This is a genomic window from Nocardiopsis sp. NPDC055879, assembly GCF_053615935.1.
In genome coordinates this window covers 114,890-130,991 of sequence record NZ_JBSHCT010000019.1, presented here as the reverse complement: position 1 = coordinate 130,991, position 16,102 = coordinate 114,890, and the positions used below count along the sequence as shown (strand labels likewise).

Here is a 16,102-nt window from a genome sequence, read left to right as displayed (position 1 = left end):
GGATCATCTCACCAGGAGGAAGAGGGCGGCCAGCACCGCGAGCGCGACGACCGCTTGGGCGTAGTACTGGTGCACGAGACCGGTCTGCGGGCGCAGAGCCCAGGAGGCGGCGGATCGCGCACCCGCTGCGACAGCTCCCACCGCGCGGTCCACCGCGGTCTCGACGCGGGTTCGAACAGCTCCGGCCGTTGACACACCCAGTTCCGCGACGGCGCGCACTCCACCCGCTACCGAGCGGTCGTCGAAGGCGGCCAGCCCCCGCGACAGCGCAGCCGCAGACCATGCGGCAGCCCCTACACCGCCAGCTACCACGCGGTCGTCGAAGGCGGCCAGGCTCCGCGCCAGTGCCATGGTCGGCCGGACGACGCCGCCGTTCGCCAGGCGTTCCAGCCCGAGCCAGTCGCCCAGCCACTGCCTGCCCGGCAGAGCTCCGGCCGTGACCCATGTGGTACCGCGTGCGTACACCCACCAGACGCCGACGACCACCGCGACGCTCAGAAGGCCTGAGGCCGCCATCTCCCCTACCGAAGGCTCCGGTTCGCCTGCGGCTCCCAGCAGCGCGCGCCACCACCGCGCCAGCGGGGGGAGAGCGAACACCCCGAGTACCGCGGTAGAGACAGCCAGAGCGAGCAGAGCAGACCGCTCGGAAGGCGACACCGATCCGGTGGCGCTGTGGTGTCCCTCAGGTCGGCCCTCCTCCTGAGAAGAGCCGACCGTCCATACGACGGCCAGTGCCTTCGCGGCGTAGGCCGCACTGATCGCCGCTGCCACCAGGCCCGCGGCGTACAGAGCGGGTGCGGATGCCAGCGCCGCCGCCAACACCTCGTCCTTGGCCACCCATATCCCCAGCGGTGGCAGTCCCGCGATGGCCAGTGCCCCGACCGTGAACACCGCTCCCACCAGCGGGCGGCGCCGCGCCGCACCCCGCAGCCGCCCCAGGTCTTGCGTTCCCAACGACGCCAGCCAGGCCCCGGCGCACAGGAAGAGCAGGCTCTTGGCTGCGGCGTGCGCGGTGAACTGCAGGGCTCCTCCCGCGATGCCGCCCACGCCCGCTGCCAGGACGATGAATCCGATCTGGGAGCAGGTGGAGGCCGCGAGCAACTGCTTCAGGTCGGACTGAGCCAGGGCGACCGCACCGAGCAGAAGTGCGGTGACCACCCCGGTCCAGGCCAGGAACGGTCCCGCCCAACCGGTGGCCGCGATCGTGGGTTCGATCCGCACCAGCAGGTAGCCGCCCGCCGCGACCATCGTGGCCGAGTGGAGAAGGGCCGAGACCGGGCTGGGGCCCGCCATCGCGTGCGAGAGCCAGAAGCTGAACGGCAGCTGCGCCGACTTGCCCAGGGCAGCGACGATCACCCCTGCGACGGCCACATCCCGCCATCCGCCCTCCAGATACGCCAGCCCGGAGAGTTGGAGGGCTCCGGCGCCTCCGGCCAGGGCCGCTCCGGCCGCCAGGTACAGACCCAGGTCACCGGTCCGCGTCGTCACGAAGGCCAGCGTCGCCGAACGCACCCTGTCGGGCTCGCTCCACCAGTAGCCGATGAGCGCGTAGGAGACGGCCCCCATGATCTCCCAGGCCGCGAGCAGTACCAGCAGGCCGGTCGCCGTCACGGTGACCAGCATCGCCGCTGCGAAGAGCGACATCAGGCCGAAGAAGCGGGCGCGCGCCTCGTCGGCCCCCGACTCACCGGCCGCGAACAGCACCACGGCCAGGAAGACGGCGGTGACCGTGAGCACCATGACGGCCGACAGCCCGTCCACCGCCAGCCCGGCGGGAACCTCCGCCAGCGCCGGCGCGGTCGCGGTCGGACGTGTCACAGCCACGGTGGCGCCCAGCACGGGGCCCAGGCCCGCAGCGGCGACGGCGCACGGCGCGGCGACCGCGTCGGCACGCCGACCGGCCAGCAGCAGGAGCAGACCGGTCAAGGCGGGCAGGCCGACCAGCGCCCACAGGGCCGCCGTCACCGGTCGTCACCGTCCCTGAGGTCGGCGGCCATGTCGACCATGTCGACGTCGCGCGCCCGGAAGATGGCGGTGGTGACGGCGAATCCCATGGCCATCTCCACGGCCATCGCGGTGACCGCGACCAGGACCAGGACCTGTCCGTCGGGCCGCTCCGGGGAGGTGTGGAACCAGAAGGCGGCCGCGGCGACGATGACGCCGTTGATCATCAACTCCAGTCCCATCATGATCATGACGATGGACTGCTGGCTCAACGCGCCGAAGAGCCCCACCGCGAACAGCGCGGCGGCCAGGAGCAGGTACATCTCCAGGGTCATCGGACCAGCCCCCCGCCGATCGGGTCGTCGGGGCGCTCCCTCCGCAGGTCGTCGCCGTAGCGGTCGTAGCGGCCCCGGTGGGTGGAAAGCACGACCGAGGCGACCATCGTCGCGAACAACACCAGGCCCACGAGCATCATGACGAGCATGTGCTCCCCCATGATCGCCTCACCCAGCGCGAACGCGGGGTCGGCGGGAAGCTCGCCCGTGCGCTCGGGCCAGGGCACGAGGAACACGCCCGCGGCGAGGGCAACGAACGTGCCGATCGCCACGGCCAGGGAGCCGACCTTGTTGTGCACCATGGTCATCGGCATCAACCCGGCCGGGTTCATCATGTACATGATCATGAAGACGACCATGACCATCATCTCCATGACCATCATGAGAATCACCAGCACGCCCAGGTAGGACAGTCCCAGCAGCAGAATCGGTACCGCCGTGAGGACGAACGACGCCAGCAGGGCGAAGGTCGCCCGGGCCATGGAGTCCACCACGAACACCATGACGCCCGAGGCCACCGCGCCCACGGCGCAGACCGCGAACACCACCGTCTCGGCCACTCCTCCTCCTAACGCACCAGTACGTACACGGAGATCACCAGGGCCTGGATCAGGGTCAGCGGGACCAGCACCATCCATGCCACCTCGGTGAACCGGTCCATCCGCACCGCGGGCAACCGGTGCCCGAGCCAGACCAGGGACCCCAGGACCACCGCCGTCTTGATCAACGTCCACGCCCAGCCGGGCAGGAGGGGGCCCGCGCCGCCGCCCAGGAAGAGCGGCACCGCCATCGCCGCCACGACGGCCAGGAGCATGTACCGGCCGGCGCGGAAGACCAGCCGATCCACGCCGGACAGTTCCGCGGCCGCGCCACCGACCAGATCGCGTCCCACGGGCGTACCGAACGGGCCCCAGAACGTCATGGCCAGCGCCGAGAGCAGGTAGACCCCGAAGGCCACCGGCATGAGCACGGCGAACCACACCTGCTCCTGCTGGGCCGCGACGATGTCGCCCACACGCAGCGAGCCCGCGCCCAGGGCCGCGGCGGTCAGAGCGAACATGTGCGGCAGCTCGTAGGAGAGCCCCTGCACCAGGAACCGGTAGCCCCCGACCAGTCCCCACACGGAGTTGGCGCCCCAACCCAGCATCCACACCGCGCACCAGGCCAGCACCTCCATGGCGTTGAACCACACGACGCCGACCGACAGGTCGCTGATCGCCATCGGGCCCAGTGGAATCACCAGTGCCGCCAGTGCCGCGGCCACGGGCAGGATCGCCCCGCCCAGGCGCCACAGCAGCGTGTCCGCACCGGCAATGGTCCGCCGCCGCTGCACGAGTAGACGGGCCGACTCCCGCGCCGGAGCGGTCAGCCCGGCTGCCGGTGCGGTTCCCGCGGCCTGCGCACGGAGTGCGGCCGTCCCCACCGCGGCGCCGTAGCCGAAGGCGAACAGCAGCACGGGCACGAGCAGGATGGTCCACAGCGGCGCGGCCCCGCTCATGCGTCATGCTCCGGAGCGCAGGTGCCGACGGTCTCGGTGTCGGGGTCCAGGGATGCCACGATGAGCCGTACCGCTGCCAACTCCTGTCCGACCACGAGCGACGGCAGCAGTTCCAGCGTGGCATGCGCGGTCTCGACTCTGAGGGCGTTCGACGACCCACTACGGCGGCCAGGCTCCCCGAGCGCCTCCTCGACGGTGTCGAGCCAGCGCGACCACCGGTCGGTGGCGTCGCCGCGCAGCGCCTGCGGAGCAACGTCCGTGACCCGACCGAGCCCGTCGGTGGACCAGCGGAGCATCCGGGAGCGCCGCACCCGCCGCAGCCAGCGAAGCGCCTCCCGCCGCGCGTCCCCGGTCGATCCGCCTCCCTCCAGGAGTGCGTCGCGCAGCCGACGGCCGGTCGCGGCAGTGGACCACCCGCTGACGGCGAGAAGCCGCTGCAGGGAGTCCAGGACGCGGGCCGCCCTGAACGACGCCCGGTCGGGAGAGGCGTCGGCACCCGAGGGCGGCGAGCTCCAGAAGGGGACAGTCGCTGGGGCTTCGCCGACGATCGACGTCTCCGCTTCCTGGACGACGTCTCCCTGGAGGGTCAGGCGCAGGGACAGTCCGGTGGGCCAGTCGGGCAGAGCCGGGCCCAGGGCGATGTGGAGCTGGTCGAGCTTCAGTCCGTCGCGGTCCTCACCGCGGTCGGCCATGGGGATTCCGCCCGGCATGGGCATCTCCTCGTCCCCGTCGGATTCCGGCTCCGCCTGTTCGCGCGCGGCCCGGTCGCGTTCGTCGGCGTCGCGACGCTGTCGGGTGAGGTCGAGTAGGTCAACGCGCGCCTCGTCCAGTAGCCGGGCGGCACCGTTGACCGACTCCACACGAACGCGAGCGCGAGCGCGAGGGCCGGGCATCTGCCCCCAGACCCGGCCGAGCGCTTCGTCCATGTCCGCGTGTTCGGGCCCGCAGACCACCAGCAGGTCGGCCTCAGCCGGACTCAGCGCCTGCCTCCAACCGCGTTCCCGCAGTGTCCGCTCCACCGCAAGCCGTGCACCCGTCCCTCCGATCGCGGTCGCGACGAAGGCGCACGGCACGGCACGGCGCAGCAGCCAGCCGGTCAGGTCCACCGGAACGCCCCCTCCCTCCACGCGTAGACGACCGCCGCGACCAGGACGGCGAGGAAAGCGAACATCTCCACGACGGCGGGCGCGCCCTTGTCCGCCACCACGAGCACCCAGGGGTACATGAAGACCATCTCCATGTCGAAGGCCAAGAAGAGCAGTGTCACCGTGTACCAGCGCACATGGTGACGGGAGACCGCGTGTTCGGTCACGGCCGCACCCGACAGGAACGGCTCCACCCTCACCGGCGCGCGCCTAAGGCGGACGATGGCGGAGAGGCCGTAGACGCCGAGGACGAGGGCGGCCATCACCCCGGCCAGAACGAGCACCGGTCCGAAGGCATCCATCCGTTTCCCCCGCCCGATACGGTTGCTCGCGCCTGTGACTGCCCGCCGTCCGCAGGTCGCAAACCGCCGAATGGGCGGGGCTACGTCTCTGCGCTCCCGCGCTCACGCCCTCCCACGTTAAGAGCGAGGCGTTCCGAGAGCCGGGAGGAAACGCTGGCGGGAACACGAACCCCGCTGCCTTGGTGCTGGCGGACCCGAACGGCCGATTCACCTGTCGGCCAGGTCGCACGCTTGCATCATCGCGGCCGTTCCCGGAGCCTGCATCATCGCCTGCATGCCGGGGCTCTGCATCATCTGCTGCGTGCCCGGCGGGCAGTCGCGCCCCGGTTCGCCCAGGTGGGACACGGTCGCGGCGGCCGCTGGTGCCGCGCTGGTTTATCCAGCGCTGCGCCGTCTGTGGCTCTTGACCATCGGAGGCGCGGCGCAACGGCAGCTCGCCCGACTGCTTCCGCCCCGCGCCCGCGTACTCGACGTCGGTTCCGGTACCGGCCCTACCTCTGAGCGCCTTCTTCGCGACCATCCCAAGGTGTAAGTGGCCCTCACAGACGTGTTCACGGCGATGCTGGAAAGGGTCAATCCGTACCTGGGGCGCGCGTCCAGGCCGACGCCTTGCGCCTGCCCTTCACCGATGACGCCCCCGCCAATCCGTGGTTCCGATGGCTGTCTGGTCCACTGTGCCGACTCGTCGCCCACCACTTCGCCGACCATTTCCTCTCCTCCCCGCACCCGTCCACCCCTCATGGCCGCTCCACCGCTCCGGCGTTCCCACCCGGATCGCTGGCACCCTCATTGTGGGTAAACCGTGGATGTGACGTTTGAGGAGGGACCTTCGCCAGGGACAACATCGGGACCTTGTGCCTGGTCATGCCGAATCGCCCACCTTGAAAACTAAGTTCCTTAGGTGGATAATCAGGAGTTGATGGGTAGAAGCTCTGTCGTAGTGCACGGACGCATAACTCGACGTACGTTCTTCCAACCGCCGAGCGGACAAGGGAGCTGGTCGCCGTGATGGACGGCATGGGGATGGGCATGATGCCGTGGATGCTGCTGTGGGGCCTGGTCGGAGTGGCCCTGCTGGTGCTGATCGTGGTGGGGATCATCTGGTTGATCCGCCAGCTCGCCAGCGGCACATCCGGGAGCTCGGCCCGAGAGGTCCCGCTCACCCCGGCGCGGCAGGAACTCGACCGGCGCTATGCCGCGGGTGAGATCGGCCGGGAGGACTATCAGCGTCTACGGGCCGAGATCGACGAGCGCTGACGGACAGTGCAGCTTCGATGCGACTCCTGACAGCGGTAGCCGGTAGCCGCCTGCCCACTGCCGCAGGGCCAGGATGAAAGCGGTCCGCAGTCCGCTGATCTGGGGGGCGCCGACCAGAACGAGCGTTGCCCCGGTCACACCGCTCACCGAGCGCAGCGCCGCGCTGAACGGGAGCGCCCACAGGGCCGTGGTGCGAACACCGCACCCCGGCCCTGTCTTTTGCCTCGCCGGGGAAGCCGCAGGTCTGATGGTCAGTAACGCCCAGTGACCTACTTCCCCCACCGGAGGCGGGATCATTCTCATGAGGGTCGCGACCGCCCGGGCCCACCTCGCGGTCAGGAGTTGTCGGCAGCGCCGGTGGAACGGGCCTGCTGCCGTCTGAGCTCCTGCAGTTCCTCGCGGGCGGCTCGCAGCTGCTGCTCCATGCCCTGGAGCCGCTCGCTCTCCTGTTGCGGTGCGCGCCCCATGGCGCATTGGCCGCGGCGCATCGGGCGCATGCAGAAGAAGTAGGTGGCGGTGAAAGCCACGGCCACCGCCGCCAGCGGCAACAGTGTTTCCACGGCCGTTACCGCCCTTCCGGTGTGGAAGCGCGGCCGTTCTCAGTGCGCAGTTCCTGGATCTCGGAGCGCAGCTGTGCCAGTTCCTGCTCCCGCGCGCCAGAGCGGGACTGCTGTGTCGCCTGGTCGCCGGACGGGCGGCGCATCATCATCCACATCATCGCGCCCATTCCGACAGGGCAGGCGAGTAGGGCCAGAATGTAGAGCATCTCCATGTGGACTCCTTGGTCAGCGGGTGGTGGGTGGTGAAGTGGTCCCGCGTCGTTGCAGGGTGCGCCTGAGTTTGCGTTCGGAGAGCCGGCCGTGGCCGAAGGGTTCGCCGTCCAGCAGGATGCCGGGGGCGAAGAACACCCGTGCCTCGTGGGCGAGTCGGCGGCCGGCGTCGCTGTCCAGGTCGATCTCGGTGACCCGCAGATCGTGGTCGCGACCGACGCTGTCGAGCACGCGCTTGGCGTGTTCGCACCACGAGCAGTCGGCCTGGGTCAACAGGGTGATCTCGGCCATTACGCGCCGCCCCCGTCCAGGTCGGCCTCCATGTCGGCCAGGATCTGGTCGACGGGGAGGTACATGGTGTACTTCGGCTCACCGCCGTAGTCGGCGCGCCAGAGGATCTCGCCGTCGGGTGAGACGAGGATGAAGGTGTGGCCGTTGTGGGAGCCGCCCATCATCCCGTAGGAGTTGGTGTCATAGCGCTCCGACACTTCCAGGTCGGTATCGGCGAGCGTCGGAGTGGACAGGCCCATGTCGCGGGTCTTCTGGGTGGAGACGTCGATGGGATCGGTGGTGATGGACAGGATCTGGTCGACACCGGCCGCTTCGATGTCGTCGCCCTGCTTCTCCAGGTCGGTGATCTGGTCGAAGCAGGCCTGGCACATCGTGCCCTCCTGGAAGTACAGCAGGACGGTCTGGCCGCGGTAGTCGGACAGGCTCATCTCCTCACCCGTGGTCGCGGGCAGGGTGAAGTCCGGCGCCTGCTCGCCCGAACCGGGCTCGCCGATGGCGTAGGGATACTTCTCGGTGCCGTGCACGGCACCGGCTGGCGGGGCCTGTCCGCCTTCGGGCGCCTCTGGACCGGGTCGAAGAAGGTAGACCCCGCCGGCGATGAGGACGACGGCCGCCAGGGCGGCGCCGATGATGAGTATGCTCCTACGCTGTTGCCTGCGCGCCTGCTGTTTGGTGGTCGTGGTGCGTAGCGCCGCGCTGCGCGACCGGGCGGTGCGGTCAGTGGTGCTCATCCTCAGCACTCCTCTCGACAGTGGTGGGTGCGGCCGGTGTGTCGGTGGTGTCAGTGCCGCAGCGGGAGCCCGGCGTCTCAGGGGCGGCGGTCGTGCAGGTCGGGTCGTGGGTGGCGGACTCGTCCGTTGGGCGGATGCGTGGACGCAGCGCCCGGCGCATCACGAACACCGTCGCGGCCAGCAGGATCAGGGCGAAAACGACGCCGGGCAGCCAGGACACCGCGTCGGTGACCTGCGCGGCCAGGTGCTGCAACCACGCCGACACCCGGACCTGCCAGCCGTCGTTGGACACGCCGGGTCCCTTGACCGCCGAGATCAGGGTGATCACGCCCATGACGACCAACAGCACGCCGGTGGCCGCTGCGCCCACCGTCAGCACGTGCTCGTGCCGCCCCAGGCGCAGCCGGATACTCCGGCCGCGCAGGAAGCGTTCCACCCGTGCGGTGTGCCGGTCCCACAGCAGGGCCAGCACCACGAGGGGGGCCACCATGCCCGCCACGTAGGTCAGCGCCACACCCAGCGCGGCCAGCCATGACGTGGCCGCGCCCGAGAGCATGACCACACCGGCCAACACCGGGGCGCAGCAGGCCGAGGCGATACCGGAGAAGGCGCCCAACGCGAAGATCGATCCGATCCCCGCGCCCATCGGGGCGCTGCCGGTCGGCATCGGCAACGCCAGCTTGACCCCGGCGAGCACGAGCACCCCCGCCACGAGCATCAGCGCCCCGCCGATTCCGAACAGCAGCGAGTGGTACTGCGACAGGGCCGCCGACAACGCCGCCGCTCCCAGCCCGATCGGCACGATGATCGCCGCGATCCCGGCCGCGAACACCAGCGTCGCGCCGACCACCCGCCCGGGGCTGCGAAAGCCCGTGGCGAAGTAGGCCGGCAGCATCACCGAGACACAGCAGGGCGCCAGCAGCGCCACGAATCCGGCCAGGAACGACGCCACCAGCGTCGTCCCGAAGAGCAGTTCACCCATCGGCCATCCCCATCAGATCCTCCTTCGACACCAGCACGTCGCAGTCAGTATACCTAAGCACCTTAGTTATATAGGCGAAAGAGGTGAGAGGGCGGTGAGAATTCTTCCGGCCGCCCTGGCGGCCCTGCTCGACCGGGAGGGTGGTGGGCAGCTCTTCAGGGAGAGGACGAACCCGCGACGGCGTCTCCACGGCGTGCCGTGCCAGCCGCAGCCGGTGGCTGGGGAGTGCTTGCCGGTTCCTCGATCCGTGCCGCAGCCGCTGGTAATTCCCCTCGTCGGTTTCGCCCGCGACCAACCGCCGATCGAGTTCCCGGCGAGGTGTTCTCTGCGAAAAGCACTGCGTCTCCGTCGCATGCGGACCTGCGCTGCGGAGACCCCTCTTCGTCCGCCGTGTCGAGGGCTCCGCGTGGCGGCTGCTCGTACGCCTAAGCAGGTCAGTTGACCAGCGAGCTTCGTCGGCTTCGCCAGGTACACCCCGGCCCGCGAAAACACCCGGGAGGTCATCACGAAAGATCATCCGCTGGAGCATCCGCGCCACAGCCACACTGGCGACCGCGGAGTCCTGGCCTTCGCCGAAGCGGTACCAGCGCTCACCACGGCACCCGATGGCGCGTGCCACGTGAGCAAGGCATGCGGGAAGTGGGGCGAGTGCACGTCGGTAACACACGGGGCGATGTGCACCCGTCAAGGACAACGCCATGAAACACGTGAAGGGTTCCGAGCACACGGCCGAGATGATGGGGTGACGCGACCGCGACATGGCCCGGCAGCGTCCGCGCCGCCCCTGCGCCGGGGTTGTCCCCCGTAGAGGCGGAGCCGCGCAGTCCCATGGACGCCAGGTCGGCGCGTCGGTGGGGCAGGCTCACTCTCCATGAGCGGTCAGTAGGTGCCCAAGCCGGCGGTCGAACTCCTCGTATCCGATCTCGCCGCGCGCGTAGCGCTCCTTGAGGATGTCGACCGCGCGCTCACCCGGCGTCAACGGGGTCTGCCATGCGGCAGCCGGAGCGGCGGTGCGGTCGTGCCGCAGGATCAGAACGCCGATGGCGGCGACGGCCGCGATGACCAGGAGGGCCGACGCCATGGCGCCCTGCCACGTCGCCCCCGCCGCGGCTATCCACTCGCATCCCATAGTCCTCTCCTTTCTGCGCGGGGAGTCCAAGATCGTACTCCCCTAATGTACCTATGCACCTAAGTCGTATAGGTTTAAATGAGGTGCGGTAGTGCTGTATCTCACGGCTCCCACGGCTCCCACGGCTCCCACGGCTCCCACGGCTCCCACGGCTCCTGAACGGCCGTCCAAGGGCACCTCCGTCGAGGCAGGTACCCGCTCCACGGGGTCCCGGGCTCCCCGACGTAAGGCCGACGGCAGGTCCGTCTCCGTCTCCGGGGGCATGGCGCCGCCCCAAGCCCGGGCTGGATTCCTCCCCGAACCCGCGCTACCGCCCCGATCGCAGGTAGGAGACGATCGTGGCTATCCTCCTGGCCACGTGGTAGGCGTTGTTGCACTGGATGAGCCACTGGCCGGGGTTGTCCGCGATGAAGCCGACGCTGACACGCTGCCCGGGCCCGACGAGGACGGTGTCCTTGCGGGCGCCGTGGCGCAGGGGCGGCTACGTCTCCGGCCCCCTATTCGTTGCGCCCCTGACCGCTTCGCACAGCCAGGGGCGGAACAGATCCTGCGGTCAGGTCGTGGTCCGACCGAAGCGGCGCAGCCGCAGGGAGTTGGCCACCACGCTTACCGAGGAGAAGGCCATGGCGGCTCCGGCGATGATGGGATTGAGCAGTGCGAACGCGGCCAGGGGGATCGCGGCGGTGTTGTAGGCGAAGGCCCAGCCGAGGTTCTGGTAGATGGTGCGCAGCGTCCGCCGGGAGAGCCGGATCGCGAGTACGACTCCGTCGAGCCGCTCCGACATCAGGGTGATGTCGGAGGACTCGATGGCCACGTCGGTGCCGGTGCCGATCGCGATGCCGAGGTCTGCCTGCACCAGGGCGGGGGCGTCGTTGACGCCGTCGCCGACCATCGCCACCACGTGGCCCTCGTCCTGGAGGCGGCGCACCTCGCTGACCTTGTCCTCGGGCAGGACCTCGGCCATGACACGGTCGATCCCCACACGCTGCGCGATCGCGGCGGCAGTGCGGGTGTTGTCCCCGGTGATCATGGCGACGCCCAGTCCCAGCCCGTGGAGCTGCCGGACCACGTCCTCGGCGTCGTCCTTGAGGGTGTCGGCCACGCCGAGCACGCCGCGGACGTGCCCGTGCCAGCCGGCGTAGACCGCCGTACGACCCGCGGTCTCCATCTCATCGGCACGGCGGAGCAGCTCCTCTGGCAGGTGAAGGCCCTGCTCGGCGATGAGCTTGCGGCGTCCGACGTAGACGGTGCGGCCCTCGACATCGGCGCGGATCCCGTGCCCGGCGACGTTGGCGAACTCCGCCGCGGTGCCCACGTCGAGGCCGCGTGCGGCGGCGCCGGTCACGATCGCGCGGCCGATGGGGTGCTCCGAACCCGACTCCGCCGTGGCGGCCAGGGACACGACCTGGTCGACGTCCTGGTCATCGGCCGCGGCGATGTCGGTCAGCTCCATCTGTCCGCGGGTGAGCGTGCCGGTCTTGTCGAAGACCACGGTGGTGATGCGCTTGGATCCCTCCAGGACCTCGGCTCCCTTGATCAACACCCCCATCTCGGCGCCGCGCCCGGTGCCGACCATGATCGCGGTCGGGGTCGCCAGTCCCAGCGCGCACGGGCAGGCGATGATCAGGACCGTCACCGCCGCGATGACGCTGGTGGCCGGATCCCGGGCGAACAGCGTCCAGCCGGCGAACGCGGCCAGGGCGATGACGATGACGACGGGAACGAAGACCCCTGAGACCCGGTCGGCGAGCCGCTGCACCGGGGCCTTGCCGCCCTGCGCCTCCACCACCAGACGCACGATCTGCGCGAGCGCGGTGTCGGAGCCCACCGCCGTGGCGCGCACGGTGAGGAGGCCGTCGGCGTTGACGGTTGCCCCGGCGACCTTGGCACCCGAACTCTTGTCGACCGGCACGGACTCACCGGTGAGCATGGACTCGTCCACCGCGGCCCGCCCGGAGACGACCTCACCGTCTACCGGGATCTTCTCGCCCGGCCGCACCCGCACGACGTCGCCGAGGCGCACCTGCTCCACCGGGACCATGCGCTCCTCGCCGTCGACGACGAGTCGGGCCTCCTTCGCGCCCATTTCCAGCAGCTTGCCGATCGCGGCCGAGGCCCGTCCTTTGGCCCTGGCCTCGAAGTAGCGGCCCAGCACCAGGAAGGTGATGATCACCGCCGCGATCTCGAAGTAGAGGTGCCCGCCGACGAACAGCTCGTAGACGGAGAAGAAGAACGCGGTGAGCGTGCCCATGGCGATGAGCGTGTCCATGTTCGCGCTGAACGTGCGGGTCCGCTGGGCCGCGGTGCGCAGGAACGGCCAGCCGGCGACGAACTGCACGGGAACGGTCAGGACGAACGTGGTCCATCCCACCCACGCCACGTCACTGAAGAACATCGCCAGGACGAGTACCACCAGGGACGGCGGCCACGCCAGATGAAGGCGCCGCCACCAGTAGGCCTGCTCGTCGCCGTAGGTCTCACCGGCTTCGGCGGGCTCCTCTGCCGAGACCGGTTCGACCCGGTAGCCGATCTTCTCCACAGCCGACTGCAGTTCCGCCACGCTCACCGCCTGCGGCCGGTAGCTGACCCGGGCCCTGGTGGTCGCGAAGTTCACCTGCGCCTCGGCCACGCCCGGCTGCTTGTTCAGCGCCTTCTCCACCCGAGCTGCGCAGGACGCGCACGACATGCCCTCAACGGCCAGGTCGAGTTCTTCCTCGACCTCGACGTTGCCGCGTGTCGCGTCGGTGGCCTCGGTGAGTCTCGCCTTGGAGTTCATTCTGACTCTCCTGTCTGCGTTTCTTCGGCGTGCCGGGCTCGCGGACGGACTGTCGGCCGACGCCGGATCAATTTCGGCTGACAGCGGTCACGGCGTCGGTACCGTTGCTGGGTCTCCTCTCCGGCAAGAACCATCGAGTAGGCGAAGGTTTCCACGAACGCGGGTACTCCTGATCCGTTTCGTTGGCCGCCCACTCCGTCGGCTCGGCGATCAACCGTCGCCGGTCCCGGCAGGTCTCAGTCGCCGGGTGCGAAGTCGAATTCAGCGGGGATCTCCACATCGTCGTCGGCCGGACCGTAGACCAGGGCGATCTGACGGTGCTCGGTGAGTTCGGAGGTGCCATCACTGGTCGCCGCCTCGGGTAGCGCGGCCTGCGGTGTCTGCTCGGAGAAGAGCTTGGTGAGACCCCAGCCGGCCGCCCTGACCAGCACGATGGCGACCATGGCCATCGCGCTCATGAGCAGGACGCGGCGGCGCCGTTCACGGTGCGCCTGCGCCCTGCGCATGGCGGCGGCTTTCTGTGCGATCCCCCGCTTCCGTGGAGCCTTGGCCGGTGCCTTGTCCTTCGGTGCGGTGCCCTTGGGCCGATGCGATGCCACGATCTGTAACCTCCACGGAGTGCGTGCACTCAACGACACTATACCTATATAACTAAGTCAATTAGGTACAAGTTCTCGCAAGGATTCTCCGCAGGAACGACCCGCGGGGACCACCGACCGCCACGTAGACAGGACGTTCCCCGGTGCGCATGTGCGTGTGGGCCGCACCCACCGGTGCGATGCTCGTGTTGGCCACTGCGAGTCGCGCGAGATTACGGGTGAGGGCGCTTTGTCGATGGCCCTGGAGCCACCGAAGATCCCTCACCAGGCTTGGACCCCGTGCACCTGGAAGTCGAGGAGTGATTGCCGTGGACTCCGAGCGCCGCCGTGGGTATCGCCGAGAGGAAGCCTGGAGATCGCCAGTCCGGTCACCGCCGCAACCGTCACAAGGCGCAGACGGTCGGTCTCCTCCCATCAGAGCCAGGCCAATGAAGCCGGCAACACCCTCGTCTCAGGCGGCAGGCGGAGTTCTTGCTTCACTTGTGTTCCAGAAGGTCACCGCGGCAGGCAGTCGCGCGTCATCGGCATAGCCGCGCATACCTCCGCGTGGCTCGGTGCCGCAGGGTCGGTGACGCAGCAGGCAGTGTCCAGCAGTGTGGCCGCGGGACCCGTGAAGACCCCGATCGGTAGGGCGATCAAGGCCGCGGTGGCGCCGCTGGCGAGCGCGGTTCGTGCTCGACCGAATGGGCGTACTCCGGCGATCAACCGCCGAACCCGGGTCCCGGTACCGGATCCGCCGGCCGCGAAGGCTCCGGCCGGGCTGGGCTGCCCGGCCACGTTCAGCATCGCCTCGGCTGCGACGAGGCGATGGGTGGAGCGCGCGGCGGCGTCGTCGGCGACCAGCTCCAGTAAGCGTGTGGTCTCTTCGCTGACCACCCGGAAAAGGGCCAGCCCCGGGAAGGTCGTTCTCAGCCCGATGGCCAAGGCGGCCACGAGGTCGTGACGGCCGCTCAGGTGGGCGCGCTCGTGCGCGAGGACTGAACGGAGCTGCTCCTCGCTGAGAGCGTCAATGGCACCGCTGGTCAGCACGATCTGCCGTCGCATGCCTGGCAGGCAGTAGGCGGCGGGCACCGCGTGCTCGATGACGACCGCGCCACTCTGATGGGGGTGGGAACCGAGTAGCCGCAGCGTCTCGCGGTGACGGTGGCGATCGGTGGTCGCTCGCAGCAGCGTCACGGTCACGCGCCATCCGCAGCGCAGCAGTACCAGCAGGGCGAGCGCGGCGCCACTCGCGCCGATCGTCGCGCCGCCGGGCGTGGCGTACTGGGCGCGCAGCGCGGCCAGGCAGGCCTGTAGCAACGTGGCGAGGTCGGTTCCCAGGCGCAGGTCCGGCACGCTCAACGCGAGGCCGCCGAGCACCAGCGAGGTGACGAATGCGGTGCTGAGGGTCTGCCAGGCCACGATGCCCAGGCGCGGCGCACGTTCCACCCAACTGGCCCGCCGCACGACATACGGACCGGCCACCGCCAGCAGCGCGGCATAGGCCAGCAGCAGCAGTGCGACGATCATGTCAGGCCCTCGCTCCGCTTCGCCTCGTTCAGGGCCTCGCGCAAGCCGTCGAGTTCACCACTCGGCAACCGTGCCACCAACCGGGAGAGTACCAAAGCCTGGTCGGGTGCCGATTCCAGTGCTTCCTCGACCAGACCAGTGGCGTAGTCCTCCTGGGTGGCCGCCGCCCAGTAGACATAGGCGCGGCCCTGCTTGGCGCGGTCGAGCCAGCCCTTGCGGAACAGGATGTCCATCACCGTCTGCACCGTCGTGAAGGCGATATCTCGCTTTTGCTGCAGTTTCTCCAGCACGTCACGCACCCGTATGGGCGTGCTGGACGCCCATACGGTTTGCATGATCGCCGCTTCCAGGTCTCCGAACCGCGGCATCGAAATCCTTCCCTGTGCACCTCTGGCCGGTGCCACCGCCCGTGCCGTAGAACCGATGAGGCCAACACTGTCCGGTCGGTGTTTCGCCGACTCGTATGTCCAACCAGCTTAGGTGACCAGGAGCGGAGGCCGCTCGACCGCGCCTAGTTCCTGTCCGTGCGGCACTCTCCAGAGGCCATGGCGCAGTACACCTAAGTACCCTAGTCCTTAAGGTGTTGCTCATTTCCACCTGTACGCATGACGTGTCCGCCCGAACCGCGACAAGGGCCGTGCCCGGTTCAATGGACAGCTCGCAGCTCCTCATCGCCGGCCCGCCGCTGTAAGCCATTCCACTCGCCCTGATGGTCGGGGGCGCCACCACGTTCCTGTCTCCCCGTTGTCTGCCACTCGTGTCCGGCTACCTCTTGGGACGTGCCGGTGGTGACGGACCGGTCTTGGCTGGGGAGGCGGAGCAGGGTGCGCCACA

Annotated in this window: 18 protein-coding genes; 1 reads left to right on the top strand and 17 read right to left on the bottom strand. The window is 69.4% G+C overall.

Going from position 1 to position 16,102, the window contains the following annotated elements:
- Positions 1 to 3 precede the first annotated feature (3 nt).
- The 6 genes from ACWGKS_RS22440 to ACWGKS_RS22415 are packed head-to-tail and all read right to left on the bottom strand — an operon-like array spanning position 4 to position 5,224.
- Entirely contained in the window at positions 4 to 1,965 is a 1,962-nt protein-coding gene (locus tag ACWGKS_RS22440) for a proton-conducting transporter transmembrane domain-containing protein (RefSeq protein WP_452523918.1), read from the bottom strand.
- Positions 1,962 to 2,279 (bottom strand): NADH-quinone oxidoreductase subunit NuoK, encoded by a 318-nt coding sequence (gene nuoK, locus ACWGKS_RS22435; RefSeq protein WP_452523917.1) that lies wholly within the window; start codon positions 2,277 to 2,279, stop codon positions 1,962 to 1,964. Before nuoK ends, ACWGKS_RS22440 begins: the two co-directional genes overlap by 4 nt.
- Positions 2,276 to 2,839, bottom strand: a complete 564-nt coding sequence (locus ACWGKS_RS22430) for an NADH-quinone oxidoreductase subunit J (protein WP_452523916.1) — start codon at positions 2,837 to 2,839, stop codon at positions 2,276 to 2,278. The genes nuoK and ACWGKS_RS22430 overlap by 4 nt, the downstream gene beginning before the upstream one ends.
- Before the next feature lie 8 nt (positions 2,840 to 2,847).
- On the bottom strand, positions 2,848 to 3,777 hold the full coding sequence (locus tag ACWGKS_RS22425) for an NADH-quinone oxidoreductase subunit H (RefSeq protein WP_452523914.1): 930 nt from the start codon (positions 3,775 to 3,777) through the stop codon (positions 2,848 to 2,850).
- Entirely contained in the window at positions 3,774 to 4,883 is a 1,110-nt protein-coding gene (locus tag ACWGKS_RS22420; protein WP_452523912.1) for a hypothetical protein, read from the bottom strand. The genes ACWGKS_RS22425 and ACWGKS_RS22420 overlap by 4 nt, the downstream gene beginning before the upstream one ends.
- Positions 4,874 to 5,224, bottom strand: a complete 351-nt coding sequence (locus ACWGKS_RS22415; RefSeq protein ID WP_452523910.1) for an NADH-quinone oxidoreductase subunit A — start codon at positions 5,222 to 5,224, stop codon at positions 4,874 to 4,876. Before ACWGKS_RS22415 ends, ACWGKS_RS22420 begins: the two co-directional genes overlap by 10 nt.
- A gap of 1,008 nt (positions 5,225 to 6,232) precedes the next feature.
- Between ACWGKS_RS22415 and ACWGKS_RS22410 the strand changes: the two genes are divergently transcribed.
- On the top strand, positions 6,233 to 6,481 hold the full coding sequence (locus tag ACWGKS_RS22410; protein WP_452523966.1) for an SHOCT domain-containing protein: 249 nt from the start codon (positions 6,233 to 6,235) through the stop codon (positions 6,479 to 6,481).
- Between the two features lie 335 nt (positions 6,482 to 6,816).
- Here ACWGKS_RS22410 and ACWGKS_RS22405 read toward each other — a convergent pair whose 3' ends face one another.
- The 11 genes from ACWGKS_RS22405 to ACWGKS_RS22355 all read right to left on the bottom strand — a co-directional run bounded on the left by ACWGKS_RS22405 (position 6,817) and on the right by ACWGKS_RS22355 (position 15,636).
- On the bottom strand, positions 6,817 to 7,041 hold the full coding sequence (locus ACWGKS_RS22405; protein ID WP_452523909.1) for a hypothetical protein: 225 nt from the start codon (positions 7,039 to 7,041) through the stop codon (positions 6,817 to 6,819).
- Between the two features lie 5 nt (positions 7,042 to 7,046).
- On the bottom strand, positions 7,047 to 7,247 hold the full coding sequence (locus ACWGKS_RS22400; RefSeq protein ID WP_452523907.1) for a hypothetical protein: 201 nt from the start codon (positions 7,245 to 7,247) through the stop codon (positions 7,047 to 7,049).
- Between the two features lie 19 nt (positions 7,248 to 7,266).
- Positions 7,267 to 7,542, bottom strand: a complete 276-nt coding sequence (locus tag ACWGKS_RS22395; RefSeq protein ID WP_452523905.1) for a glutaredoxin family protein — start codon at positions 7,540 to 7,542, stop codon at positions 7,267 to 7,269.
- Entirely contained in the window at positions 7,542 to 8,273 is a 732-nt protein-coding gene (locus ACWGKS_RS22390; protein WP_452523903.1) for a peroxiredoxin family protein, read from the bottom strand. Before ACWGKS_RS22390 ends, ACWGKS_RS22395 begins: the two co-directional genes overlap by 1 nt.
- On the bottom strand, positions 8,260 to 9,255 hold the full coding sequence (locus ACWGKS_RS22385; RefSeq protein WP_452523901.1) for a cytochrome c biogenesis CcdA family protein: 996 nt from the start codon (positions 9,253 to 9,255) through the stop codon (positions 8,260 to 8,262). The genes ACWGKS_RS22390 and ACWGKS_RS22385 overlap by 14 nt, the downstream gene beginning before the upstream one ends.
- 862 nt (positions 9,256 to 10,117) lie before the next feature.
- A complete protein-coding gene (locus ACWGKS_RS22380; protein WP_452523899.1) occupies positions 10,118 to 10,384 on the bottom strand; it encodes a hypothetical protein in 267 nt (88 codons plus the stop codon).
- Between the two features lie 307 nt (positions 10,385 to 10,691).
- Positions 10,692 to 10,859, bottom strand: coding sequence for a multicopper oxidase domain-containing protein (locus ACWGKS_RS22375; protein WP_452523964.1), 168 nt, complete (start codon positions 10,857 to 10,859; stop codon positions 10,692 to 10,694).
- 78 nt (positions 10,860 to 10,937) lie between these two features.
- The gene (locus ACWGKS_RS22370) at positions 10,938 to 13,160 is read right to left on the bottom strand and encodes a heavy metal translocating P-type ATPase (protein ID WP_452523897.1); all 2,223 of its coding nucleotides are present in this window, start codon (positions 13,158 to 13,160) and stop codon (positions 10,938 to 10,940) included.
- A 236-nt stretch (positions 13,161 to 13,396) separates the two neighbouring features.
- The gene (locus ACWGKS_RS22365; RefSeq protein ID WP_452523895.1) at positions 13,397 to 13,759 is read right to left on the bottom strand and encodes a hypothetical protein; all 363 of its coding nucleotides are present in this window, start codon (positions 13,757 to 13,759) and stop codon (positions 13,397 to 13,399) included.
- Between the two features lie 495 nt (positions 13,760 to 14,254).
- On the bottom strand, positions 14,255 to 15,223 hold the full coding sequence (locus ACWGKS_RS22360) for a M56 family metallopeptidase (RefSeq protein WP_452523893.1): 969 nt from the start codon (positions 15,221 to 15,223) through the stop codon (positions 14,255 to 14,257).
- A 41-nt stretch (positions 15,224 to 15,264) separates the two neighbouring features.
- The gene (locus tag ACWGKS_RS22355) at positions 15,265 to 15,636 is read right to left on the bottom strand and encodes a BlaI/MecI/CopY family transcriptional regulator (RefSeq protein WP_452523891.1); all 372 of its coding nucleotides are present in this window, start codon (positions 15,634 to 15,636) and stop codon (positions 15,265 to 15,267) included.
- Positions 15,637 to 16,102 lie beyond the last annotated feature (466 nt).